Origin of the sequence: Imbroritus primus, from assembly GCF_964332355.1 — a bacterium.
Taxonomy (GTDB): domain Bacteria; phylum Pseudomonadota; class Gammaproteobacteria; order Burkholderiales; family Burkholderiaceae; genus Imbroritus; species Imbroritus primus.
Genome location: NZ_OZ201294.1, coordinates 209192 through 220335 on the forward strand (window position 1 = coordinate 209192; position 11144 = coordinate 220335).

Annotated in this window: 9 protein-coding genes; 1 reads left to right on the forward strand and 8 read right to left on the reverse strand. The window is 64.9% G+C overall.

Annotation, left to right across the window (positions count from 1 at the left end; genetic code table 11):
- From fghA to ACQ3C8_RS15970, 7 genes are all read right to left on the reverse strand, one after another.
- Complete coding sequence (fghA, locus tag ACQ3C8_RS15940; RefSeq protein ID WP_428853129.1) at nucleotides 1-870, reverse strand: S-formylglutathione hydrolase; 870 nt, start codon at nucleotides 868-870, stop codon at nucleotides 1-3.
- Complete coding sequence (locus tag ACQ3C8_RS15945) at nucleotides 870-1976, reverse strand: S-(hydroxymethyl)glutathione dehydrogenase/class III alcohol dehydrogenase (RefSeq protein ID WP_428853130.1); 1107 nt, start codon at nucleotides 1974-1976, stop codon at nucleotides 870-872. Before ACQ3C8_RS15945 ends, fghA begins: the two co-directional genes overlap by 1 nt.
- Nucleotides 1977-2089: 113 nt before the next feature.
- Nucleotides 2090-2932 carry a mechanosensitive ion channel family protein gene (locus ACQ3C8_RS15950; protein ID WP_428849629.1) on the reverse strand — a complete coding sequence of 281 codons (843 nt, stop codon included), beginning with the start codon at nucleotides 2930-2932 and terminating at the stop codon, nucleotides 2090-2092.
- 68 nt (nucleotides 2933-3000) lie between these two features.
- Nucleotides 3001-4209, reverse strand: a complete 1209-nt coding sequence (locus tag ACQ3C8_RS15955; RefSeq protein ID WP_428853131.1) for an osmoprotectant NAGGN system M42 family peptidase — start codon at nucleotides 4207-4209, stop codon at nucleotides 3001-3003.
- A gap of 59 nt (nucleotides 4210-4268) precedes the next feature.
- The gene (ngg, locus tag ACQ3C8_RS15960; protein ID WP_428853132.1) at nucleotides 4269-6014 is read right to left on the reverse strand and encodes an N-acetylglutaminylglutamine synthetase; all 1746 of its coding nucleotides are present in this window, start codon (nucleotides 6012-6014) and stop codon (nucleotides 4269-4271) included.
- Between the two features lie 5 nt (nucleotides 6015-6019).
- A complete protein-coding gene (locus ACQ3C8_RS15965) occupies nucleotides 6020-7801 on the reverse strand; it encodes an N-acetylglutaminylglutamine amidotransferase (protein WP_428853133.1) in 1782 nt (593 codons plus the stop codon).
- A gap of 56 nt (nucleotides 7802-7857) precedes the next feature.
- Complete coding sequence (locus ACQ3C8_RS15970; protein WP_428853134.1) at nucleotides 7858-8322, reverse strand: MarR family winged helix-turn-helix transcriptional regulator; 465 nt, start codon at nucleotides 8320-8322, stop codon at nucleotides 7858-7860.
- Between the two features lie 370 nt (nucleotides 8323-8692).
- Between ACQ3C8_RS15970 and ACQ3C8_RS15975 the strand changes: the two genes are divergently transcribed.
- Nucleotides 8693-9496, forward strand: coding sequence for a phosphodiesterase (locus tag ACQ3C8_RS15975; protein WP_428853135.1), 804 nt, complete (start codon nucleotides 8693-8695; stop codon nucleotides 9494-9496).
- A gap of 43 nt (nucleotides 9497-9539) precedes the next feature.
- On the opposite strand, the gene ACQ3C8_RS15980 is transcribed toward ACQ3C8_RS15975, so the two are convergent.
- Nucleotides 9540-11123, reverse strand: coding sequence for a peptide chain release factor 3 (locus ACQ3C8_RS15980; RefSeq protein ID WP_428853136.1), 1584 nt, complete (start codon nucleotides 11121-11123; stop codon nucleotides 9540-9542).
- Nucleotides 11124-11144 lie beyond the last annotated feature (21 nt).

An 11144-nucleotide genomic window follows, 5' to 3' on the forward strand; every position in this document is an offset into this window, starting at 1 on the left:
TCAGTCGAGCGCCGCAAGTTGCCGCGCATGTGTGACCAGGTGGTCTTCGACGAAGGTCGAGATGAAGTAGTAGCCATGGTCATAGCCGGCATGGCGCCGCAACGTGAGTGGCTGCCCGGCGCTGACGCAGGCCGCCTCGAACAGGTGCGGATGCAGTTGCTGCGCCAGGAACTGGTCGTCCAGCCCTTGATCGATCAGGATGCCCGCGGGAAACGGTGCGGTCTCGCAGTCTTCCATCAGCAGCGTGGCGTCGTAGTCGAGCCAGGTCGTCTCGTCATCGCCGAGATAGCCACTGAACGCCTTCTTGCCCCACGGACACTGCGTCGGCGCGGCAATCGGCGCGAATGCCGAGACCGAGCGGAACAGCTGCGGATTGCGCAGCGCCAGCACCAGCGCGCCATGCCCGCCCATGGAATGTCCCATGATGCCGATGCGCGCGGCATTCACCGGCAGTGTATCGATCACCAGCGTGCGCAACTCTTTGACGATGTAGCTGTACATCCGGTAATGGTCATCCCAGGGCTCTTCAGTCGCGTCGAGATAGAAACCCGCGCCCACGCCAAAATCCCAGCTCTCGGCATCGCCCGGCAGGTTGGCGCCGCGCGGGCTCGTATCCGGCGTGATCAGGATCAGGTTCTCGCGCGCCGCGACACGCTGCGCCCCGCCCTTGATCATGAAGGTCTCCTCCGTGCACGTCAGGCCGGCCAGGTAAAACACCGCCGGACACTTCTCGCCCGCCACTGCTTTGGGCGGAAGGTAGACGGAGAAGCGCATGGGCAAGCCGATCTCACGCGAGTCATGGCGATAGAAACGCTGCACGCCGCCGAAGCAGCCGTGCTGGCTCAGGAGTTCAAGGGCAGGGATCGTCATTAGTACACCACTACGGAACGGATTGATTCACCGCGCTTCATCAGGTCGAAACCTTCGTTGATGCGCTCCAGCGGCAAGTGGTGGGTGATCAGGTCATCGATGTTCAGCTTGCCTTCCATATACCAGTCGACGATCTTCGGCACATCGGTACGGCCGCGCGCGCCGCCGAAGGCCGAGCCTTTCCACTCACGGCCCGTCACCAGCTGGAACGGACGTGTGCTGATCTCCGCGCCGGCCTCGGCCACGCCGATCACGATCGACTGGCCCCAGCCCTTGTGACAGCATTCCAGCGCCTGGCGCATGACCTTGGTGTTGCCGATGCATTCAAAGGAATAATCGGCGCCACCGTCGGTCAGCTGGATGATGTGGTCGACCACGTTCTCGACGTCGTTGGGATTGATGAAGTGCGTCATACCGAATTGGCGCGCCATGGCCTCGCGGCCCGGATTCAGGTCTACGCCGATGATCTTGTCGGCACCCACCATCCTGGCGGCCTGGATCACGTTGAGGCCAATGCCGCCGAGGCCAAACACCACCACGTTGGCGCCCGCCTCCACCTTGGCCGTGAACAGTACGGCGCCCACGCCGGTGGTCACGCCGCAACCGATGTAGCAGATCTTGTCGAAGGGCGCGTCCTCGCGCACCCTGGCCACGGCGATCTCCGGCACCACGATGTGGTTCGCAAAGGTCGACGTGCCCATGTAGTGGAAGATCGGCTTGCCATCGATCGAGAAACGCGAGGTGGCATCCGGCATCAGTCCTTTGCCCTGCGTGGCGCGGATGGCCTGGCACAGGTTGGTTTTGCGCGACAGACAGAATTTGCACTCGCGGCACTCGGGCGTGTACAGCGGAATCACATGATCGCCCTTCTTCAGGCTCTTGACGCCCGGGCCAACGTCCACCACCACGCCTGCACCTTCGTGGCCGAGAATTGCCGGAAAGATCCCTTCGGGGTCGGCGCCGGACAGTGTGTAGTAATCGGTATGGCAGATGCCGGTCGCCTTGACCTCGATCAGTACTTCACCAGCCTGCGGGCCCTGCAGATCGACTTCTTCGATGGTCAATGGCGCGCCTGCCTTCCAGGCGATCGCTGCTTTGGTCTTCATGAATGCATTTCCTCGTGGTATGTGTGCCGCGCCATGCGCGGTCACGGAGCGGACAACGCCGCAACGACAGCCGTATTGTGCCTTGAGATCACGTCGCCGCAAACCGTCATGGTTCAACGCGCTGCGGCGTTACGGGCGGTCTCGACCACGCGCAGCTCGCGCAGCGGCAGCGGGATCGAGCAGCCGGCCTGCTCCACCACTTCCTTGATGCGCCGGTTCATCTCGAAACGCACCGGCCAGAACTCGCTGGTGGCAATCCAGCAACGCACGTTGAGGATGATCGCGCCTTCCGCATAGCGCATCACCATGACATCCGGCGCAGGCTCGTCCAGCACGCGCGGATCGTCTCGCAGCAAGGTCCGCAGCGCAGTGATCGCGCCGCCAATGTCATCGTGCTGGTGTACACCCACTTCGATGTCCAGGCGGCGCGTGGGATTGGCCGAGTAGTTGATGATGGGGCTGCCCCACAGCTTGTTGTTCGGTACGTGCAGGCACACGCCGTCAAGCATGGTGAGTTCGGTCATGAACAGGCCGATCTCGCGCACGGTGCCAGCCGTGCCCTCCGCATCGATATAGTCACCCACGCGGAAGGGGCGCAGGATGACGATCATGATGCCGGCGGCAATGTTTTGCAGCGTGCCCTGCAGGGCCAGGCCGATGGCCAGGCCTGCCGCGCCGAGAATGGCGATGATGCTGGCGGTCTGCACGCCGAACTGGCTCAGCACCAGGACCAGCGTGACGATGCGGAACACCCACAGCACAATGCTGCCCATCATCGGGCGGACGGTCACGTCCACGCCCCAGCGCTCGAACAGCCGTTCGGCGGCACGCCGCGCGCGCCCTGCCACCCACCAGCCGACCAGCAGTATCAGCACCGCCAGCACCAGATTCAGACCCTGCCGCACCAGCGTTTCCGTGAATACCTGCCAGATACCCTGCCACCTGGCTGCATCCATGCCCCACCAATTCATGCTTCTTCCCCCGTACTATCGTTCAATGGTTGTTGTTGCCCGTCGGGCACCGATCAGCCCCGCGTCAGTTCGCCCGGATCCGGCATTGGCGTTTCCTGGCGGGTGAGTTGTTCGGCCTCGAGCTGATGCGAGAAATCGTCCACCGTTCCCAGGCGATGATGGCGATCCTTGGGCAGCGTATGGCCACTCTGCATGTAGAGCGTCAGCAGCTCGGCAATGTTCACCAGCACCGACAGGTGCGTACGCTCGTAGCCATGCGAGGCATCGGCGCCAAAGCACACCAGGGCCGTGCGCACGTCGTGCCCGGCCTTGACGGCCGCGCCGGCGTCGGAATGGTAGAAGCGGAACACATCGCGGTTGCTCGGAATCGCATGCTCCGCGCACATGCGCAGCAGCCGGCGCGTCAGGTGATAGTCGTGCGGACCGGCCGAATCCATCAGGGGAATCGTCACGCCTTCTTCGCGCGCCCCTTGCCCGAATGCCACGGGACCGATGTCAATGCCGATCACCTCGCTGACGTCGTCCTCGATCACGGCGGTGGCGCCCGAACCCACTTCTTCGGTCAAGGTAAACACGGCATGGCAGTCGATCGGCACGGCCGCGCCGCTCTCGACCACAGCTTTGAGTGCCGCCAGCAACGCCGCGACGCCGGCCTTGTTGTCAAGATGCCGAGAGACGATGAAACCGTTCTCCAGCACTTCCGGACAGGCATCGAAGGCAACGAAATCGCCCACCTGCACACCCAGCGCGCGCACGTCGTCGGCATTGCCGATGCGCTCGTCGACGCGCAATTCGAGCTGGTCCCAGTTCACCGGCTGGGTGTCGACTTCCTCGTTGTAGACGTGGCCGGACGCCTTGAGCGGCAGCACAGAGCCACGCACACGGCCGTTTTCCGTAAACAGCGTGACCCGCCCGCCTTCGGCGAAGCGGCTCGACCACGTGCCGATCGGGCTCAATGCCAGACGGCCCGTGTCCTTGATCTCACGCACCATCGCGCCAAGCGTGTCGAGGTGCGCGACGATGGCGCAATCCGGTCCCGCCTTGGTGTATGCCGCATCATCGCGCGGCCCGTCGTCGCGGTTGGCGCGCAGGGTGGCGCGGATCGTGCCGCGCCGCGTCAGCTCATAGTTGAGACCCAGCGCATCGAGCTTGCGTGCGGTGTAATGGACGATCTCGTCGGTGAGGCCGGCCGGGCTTGGGATCGCCAGCAGTTCCAGCAATGTGGTGGTGAGAAAGGCTGTATCGATGTTCAGTTTTTTCATGGTGTTCTCCGCAGGCGGCGCGCGCATCGCGCCGGTCCTCACGCCATCCCCGGCACGCGTCATGCCGTGAAGGGAAACAGCAGGTCCATGAAACGCTGTGCCGTCGGCTGCGGTTCATGGTTCGCCAGGCCCGGGCGCTCGTTGGCCTCGATCACGACATAGTCGGGCCGGTCCGGTGCGGTAACGAGGAAATCGAGACCAACCACCGGGATGCGCAAGGTCCGCGCGGCCAGCTCGGCGGCCTCGCGCAGTTCGGGATGCAGCTCCGCCGTAACGTCATGGATCGTGCCGCCGGTGTGCAGGTTGGCGGTCTTGCGTACCACCGCGCGCTGGCCTTCGGCGAGGACCGCGCCATAGTCCAGGCCCTGCATCGCCAGGCAGCGTTCGGTTTCCGCATCGAGCGGAATATGGGCTTCGCCACCGGTCGCGGCGTTGCGGCGCGCGCTATGGCGCTCGATCAGCGTACGCAGATCGCTCTGGCCATCGCCGATCACCTCCGCCGGGCGGCGGATCGCGGCCGCCACGACCTTGTAGCCGATCACGACGATACGCAGGTCATCGCCAGGGCAATACTCTTCCAGCAGTGCCGGCCCGCCCGCGCGTTCCGCCATGGTGATGGCCTGCGCCAGGCTTTCCGGCGAACGCACGTCGACACTAATGCCCTTGCCCTGTTCGCCCATGGCCGGCTTGACCACCAGCGCACCATGCGTGCGCAGAAACTTGGCATTGTCCTCGGCACTGCCGGCCGCCGTCTGGGCCGGTACGCGCAAGCCGGCAGCCGCCAGCCGGCGCAGCGTCAGGGTCTTGTCCTGGCATAGCGTCATGGCAACCGCGCCGGTCAGCTCCGTCAGCGATTCGCGACACACCACCTCGCGGCCCCCATAGCGCAGCGCGAAGATACCGGCATCCGGATCGAGAATGTCGACACCGATGCCGCGCCGGCGCGCTTCGTTGACGATCAGCGCGGCATACGGATTGAGGCCGTCGCACTCGCTGGTGCCGACGTAGAGCGGTTCGTTGATGGCATTCTTGTGCTTGATCACGAACCCTTGTGTCTGGGCAAAGCCGAGCTTCTGGTACAAGCCGATCGCATGCTGGTTGTCGTGCAGCACCGAGAGGTCGAGAAAGCGCCGGCCCGCGGCCTGGTACATGCCGCAAAGCTGGCGCACCAGCGACTGGCCCACGCCGGCGATGCCGGTTTGCGGGTCGACCACCAGGCACCACAGGCTGGTGCCGCCCTCGGCATCGCCGAAGGCCTGCACATGGTCGACGCCCATGACAGAGCCGATGACCTCGCCGGTATGCTCGTCTTCGGCCAGCAGATAGGTCACGGCCGGCAGCGTGCGCTGCTGCCAGACCGTGGCCGGATCGAGCGGCACCATGCGGCGCATGGCGTACAGCCGGTTGATGGCGGCGATGTCGGCGCGCGTGGTCAGCGGGCGGATGGTGATGCCAGGTGCGGCCGTGGTATCGATGGCATCGGCATCGAGCGCACGGCGGAACAGCAGCGAAGGATCGAGAAACAGGTTCTGCGGCGCTTCCGCCAGCACGAGTTGCGGCGCCTCGACATAGAGTGCGATATCGCGCTGCCCATCGCGCTCTTGCAGCAACGCTTGTGCAATGGCGGTCGGCGAAGCGAAGGACGGGGCGAACAGCAGCCGGCCCCAGCCGCATGCCAGCATGGCATTGGAGCCAGGGCGGTCTGCTGGTGTGGTGCGTGTCTCCTGCACGGGCATGATGTGCTCCTCCACGAAATCGAAATGAGATTGGACGCTCACGGCACGCACGGCACGCATGGCGCTCATGGGGCTCACAGGCCGCGTCGCTGCAGCCACAACTCCAGCAGGGCGGCCTGCCAGACCATGGAGCCGCCCAGCGGCGTGATGTGGGTATCGGGCGCGTCGAGCATGCGCGCGAGCGCGGCTTCGCGCAGCAAGCCGCGCTCGCGGGCGGCGCGGCTGGTCAGGGTGTCGCGCACATAATCGAGAAAACGGCCGCGGAAGTACTTGAGAGCCGGCACCGGGAAGTAACCCTTGGGCCGGTCGATCACTTCCGCCGGCAGCACGGCGCGCGCGGCTTCCTTGAGCACATGCTTGCCGCCGCCGGCGATCTTGTGGCGCGCGGGGATGCGCGCCGCCAACTCGACCAGCTCATGGTCGAGAAACGGCACGCGCGCCTCGAGGCCAAAGGCCATGGTCATGTTGTCGACGCGCTTGACCGGGTCATCCACCAGCATCACCGTGGTGTCGATGCGCAATGCGCGGTCGATGGCACTGCCCGCGCCGGGCTGGGCGAAATGCCGCGCTACGAAGCCGCGCGTGACGTCCTCGCCGAGCCATGGCGCTTCCAGCAACTGCGCCATGGCCGCGTGATCGCGGTCGAAAAACCCGCGCGCGTAGGCTGCCACGCCACCATCCTCATCAGTGTTTTCCGCCAGCGGCGGATACCAGTGATAGCCGCCGAACACTTCGTCGGCGCCCTGCCCGCTCTGCACCACGCGGCTGTGGCGCGACACCGCGTCGGAGAGCATGTAGAAGGCCACGCAGTCATGGCTGACCATCGGCTCGCTCATGGCGGCGATGGCGTCCGGCAAGGCATCGAGCAAGTCCTCGCCCGGAATGCGCAGGCGCTGGTGTTGCGTGCCGAAATGGCGGGCCACCAGATCCGAGTAATGGAATTCGTCGCCTGCTTCGTCATCCACTGCATCGAAGCCAATCGAATAGGTCCGCAGGTCAGTGGCCCCGGCCTCAGCCAGCAAGCCGGTGATCAGACTCGAATCGAGACCGCCAGAGAGCAGCACGCCAACCGGCACGTCGGCCACTTGGCGGCGTGCCACGGCACGACGCAGGCCGGCCAGCACCTCGTCCTGCCACTCCGCGAAGCTGCGCGCCTCGTCGGCAGCATCGCGCGTAAACGCGAGCTTCCACCAGGTCACCGAGGTGCAGCGGCCGTCCGGATGCACGGTCATGTGCGTGGCCGGCGGCAGCTTGCGCACGCCGCGCAGGATGGTTAGTGGCGCAGGCACCACGGCATGCAGCGAAAAATAGTGATGCACCGCGTGCGGATCGAGCGCGGTATCGATACCGCCGCCCTCCAGCAGCGCCGGCAGGCTCGAGGCAAACCGCATGGCCTGCGCATCGTGGGTGTAGTACAGCGGCTTGATACCGAGCCGGTCGCGCACCAAGTGGGTGATGCCGCTGTCGCGCTCCCACAGGGCGAAGGCGAACATGCCGTGCATGCGCTGCAGGGCCGCCGGTCCCCACGCATGCCACGCCTTGAGAATGACTTCGGTATCGCCACTCGAGGCGAACTGGTAGCCAAGCGCGGCCAGTTCCTCGCGCAGCGCATGGTGGTTGTAGACTGCGCCATTGAAGACGATGCCCAGACCGAGCGCCGGATCGACGAACGGCTGGTTGGCGCGGGGGCTGAGGTCCATGATGCGCAGGCGGCGATGCCCGAAACAGCGCGGCCCCATGCCATGGATACCTTCGCCATCGGGCCCGCGAGCCGCTTGCGCGCGCGTCATGCGCGCCACTGCGGCGATATCGGCGTAATGCCCGTCGAAACGGATTTCTCCAGCAATTCCACACATCGTGTCCGGTTCTCCTGTTCGGCAAGCGGTCCATGCCTGGGCGTCGGCGGGAGCCGTCACTTCAGCTCCGATACCTCCAGCACGGCAGCCACATCGAGATCGGCGGCGTCCATCAGTTCCGCCACGCGATGCAGGCTGGACAGAATCATCAGGCGCTCCCACTCCGCCAGCGCGCCGAAGCGCGCGAGGAAATCGGCATGCAGCAGGTTGGGCGTGGAGGCCAGCACCTGCTGGCCGGCCGCCGTCAATGCCACGGTCACGCGGCGCTTGTCGCTGGCCTGCCGCTGGCGCGTCACCAGCTGGCGCGTTTCCAGACGGTCCAGCACGTCCGACAGGGTGGCCTGGCTGATGCACAGCTGGCGTGCCAGCGCACCTGCCGTCAGGTCCGCCCCCGCCAGGGTGTGCAGCACCTGCAGCTGCGTCGCCGTCAGCCCCGTCTGGCGCAGCAGCTGACCGGAATGCAGGTCAGTGGCACGCAGGATACGGCGCAGCGCCTGGAGGACGTCCTGGGCGTGAGTCATAGATGATTCTGGCTTGAATTAAATTTGATGACTGATCAGCTTGTTTTGTACAAACAACAACTATATTTCTACAAAAACATGCTAAATCACGTTATTTATTCACTAAATTTGTTTAGTGTCCTAAATACATAATAACCGCATGTGCGTCATCGTGCAAATCTGCTGCGCCTGCCCCTGTCCCGCGGCTTGCTCACGCCCCCCGGTCCCGGCGGCATGGCAAGGCGGTTACCGCTGCATGTCCGGCAGCGCCTGGAGCAATGTCGAGTCAGCCGCGCTTGCATCTGGCAGGTTTTGGCGGCATACATTGAAGTCGACGGACTTTCCTGGCGAATCGCACGAACCTCGAGGCGCCTGCCCATCCTGACCCGCCATGCGCATTGCCCAGATCAGCGACCTGCACCTCGTGCCCGCCGGCGCACGCGCCTATGGCACCGTGGATACTGGCGCCCTGCTGCAGGAAACCCTCACCGCACTACTGCGGCTCGACCCCCTTCCGGACTGCGTGTTGTTGACCGGCGATCTGGCGGAGGCTGGCGATGCGGCGTCGTACGCGCGGTTGCGCGCCATGCTCGCGCCACTGCCGATGCCTTGCTATCTGCTGCCGGGCAACCATGACGAGCGCGGCGCGCTGTGTGCCGAATTCACCGCCGACGGGTGCCGCCATGCCGCGCGGGCGGAAGGCGGCTTTGTGCAATATGTGGTGGAGGAATTTGCAGTACGGCTGGTCATGCTCGACACGACTGTACCGGGCGCAGCGCATGGCGAACTGTGCGCGCGCCGCCTGGCATGGCTGGATGCCGCGCTGGCTGCGCAGCCGATGCGGCCGACGCTGCTTGCCATGCATCATCCGCCATTTGCAACCGGCCTCGTAGAAATGGACGATCTTGCGCTGCGCACCGGCCGTACCGAGCTGGAACGGCTGCTACGCGCCCATCCGCAGGTCGAGCGCGTGGTCTGCGGCCATGTGCACCGGACCGTCATGCGGCGCGTTGGCGGCACCCTCGCCTGCATCTGTCCTTCGACAGCGCATCAGCTCGCGTTCGACCTACACGCGAGCACGCCGGCGGCCTTTGTCATGGAGCCGGCCAGCTTTCTGCTGCATCTGTGGTGCGGGGATGGACTGGTCACGCACCAGCTTGCGGTGCGTGACGCCGGACCGGCACGGCCGCTTTGACAGGGCGCGCCCAAAAAAACACACGCCGCACGGCGGCGCCGGCTTAGAGAATCTCGCGCGTTTCCAGGAACGTCACATCCGGAAAGCGCTCCTGCGTGAGACGCAGGTTGACCAGGGAAGGCGCCAGATACACATGCTCTCCCGCGCCGTCGATCGCCACGTTATGGCCTGCCTTGTCGATCAGTTCCGCGATGGCTTTCTCCGAACCGCGCAGCCAGCGTGCCGTGGCACAGGAAAAACTCTCGAAGATGGCATCCACGCCGTACTCGTGCTCGAGGCGGTGCGCGACCACGTCGAACTGCAGCGTCCCTACCGCGCCAAGCACCAGTTCGTTCGAGGTAATCGGCCGGAACATCTGCGTGGCCCCCTCTTCTGCCAGCTGCTGCAAGCCTTTTTGCAGCTGCTTGGTCTTGAGGGGGTTGTTGAGGCGCGCCCGACGGAAATGCTCCGGGGCGAACGAGGGAATGCCCGTGAACTTGAGCGCCTCGCCTTCGGTAAAGGCATCGCCCAACCGGATCGTGCCATGGTTGGGAATACCGATGATGTCGCCAGCGAAGGCCTCTTCCATGATGCTGCGGTCCTGCGCCATGAAGGTGATGGCATTGTTCACGGCAATGGTCTTGCCGGTGGAGACCTGGAACATCTTCATGCCGCGATCGAAGCGGCCCGAGCAGACCCGCAGGAAGGCGATGCGGTCGCGGTGCTTGGGATCCATATTGGCCTGGATCTTGAACACGAAACCGGAAAACTTGGGCTCGGCCGGCTGCACTTCGCGGCTCGCGGCCGGACGCGGCTGCGGCGGCGGCGACAGCGTGGCGAGCGCGTCGAGCAGCGAGCGCACGCCGAAGTTGTTGACCGCCGAGCCGAAATACACGGGGCACTGTTTGCCGGCGAGGAACGCTTCCTTGTCGAAGGTATGCGAGGCGCCGCGCACCAGTTCGATTTCAATGCGCAGCTCCTCGGCCTGTTCGCCGAGGATGCGGTCGAGCTCGGGATTGTCCAGGCCGGCGATGATCTGCCCGGCGTCCTGGTCGTCCTTGTCGCCATGCGGATCGAACAGCGTGACCTTGTCGTCGAGCAGGTGATACACGCCACGGAAGCGCTTGCCCATGCCGATCGGCCAGGTCATTGGCGCGCACTGCATGTCGAGCACGTCCTCGATCTCGTCGAGGAGCTCGATCGGCGAGCGGCCCTCGCGGTCCAGCTTGTTGATGAAGGTCAGGATCGGCGTGGCGCGCAGGCGGCACACATTGAGCAGCTTGATGGTCTGTGCCTCGACGCCGTTGACCGAGTCGATCACCATCACCGCCGCATCGACGGCGGTCAGGGTACGGTAGGTATCTTCCGAGAAATCCTCGTGGCCCGGGGTGTCGAGCAGGTTGACGATGCAATCCTTGTATGGGAACTGCATGACCGACGAGGTCACCGAGATGCCGCGCTGCTTTTCCAACTCCATCCAGTCAGAGGTCGCGTGGCGGCTGGCCTTGCGCGCCCGGACCGCGCCCGCCATCTGGATGGCGCCGCCAAACCACAACAGTTTTTCAGTCAGCGTGGTCTTGCCCGCGTCAGGGTGGGAAATGATGGCAAAGGTACGCCGCCGGGCGATTTCGGACTGGAGTGTGCTCACGGGTCGATCGGAAAAAGAGAC

Coding starts and splice junctions, on each gene's coding strand:
- fghA (WP_428853129.1), bottom strand. CDS start 870: ATGACGATCCCTGCCCTTGAACTCCTGAGCCAGCACGGCTGCTTCGGC.
- ACQ3C8_RS15945 (WP_428853130.1), bottom strand. CDS start 1,976: ATGAAGACCAAAGCAGCGATCGCCTGGAAGGCAGGCGCGCCATTGACC.
- ACQ3C8_RS15950 (WP_428849629.1), bottom strand. CDS start 2,932: ATGGATGCAGCCAGGTGGCAGGGTATCTGGCAGGTATTCACGGAAACG.
- ACQ3C8_RS15955 (WP_428853131.1), bottom strand. CDS start 4,209: ATGAAAAAACTGAACATCGATACAGCCTTTCTCACCACCACATTGCTG.
- ngg (WP_428853132.1), bottom strand. CDS start 6,014: ATGAGCGCCATGCGTGCCGTGCGTGCCGTGAGCGTCCAATCTCATTTC.
- ACQ3C8_RS15965 (WP_428853133.1), bottom strand. CDS start 7,801: ATGTGTGGAATTGCTGGAGAAATCCGTTTCGACGGGCATTACGCCGAT.
- ACQ3C8_RS15970 (WP_428853134.1), bottom strand. CDS start 8,322: ATGACTCACGCCCAGGACGTCCTCCAGGCGCTGCGCCGTATCCTGCGT.
- ACQ3C8_RS15975 (WP_428853135.1), top strand. CDS start 8,693: ATGCGCATTGCCCAGATCAGCGACCTGCACCTCGTGCCCGCCGGCGCA.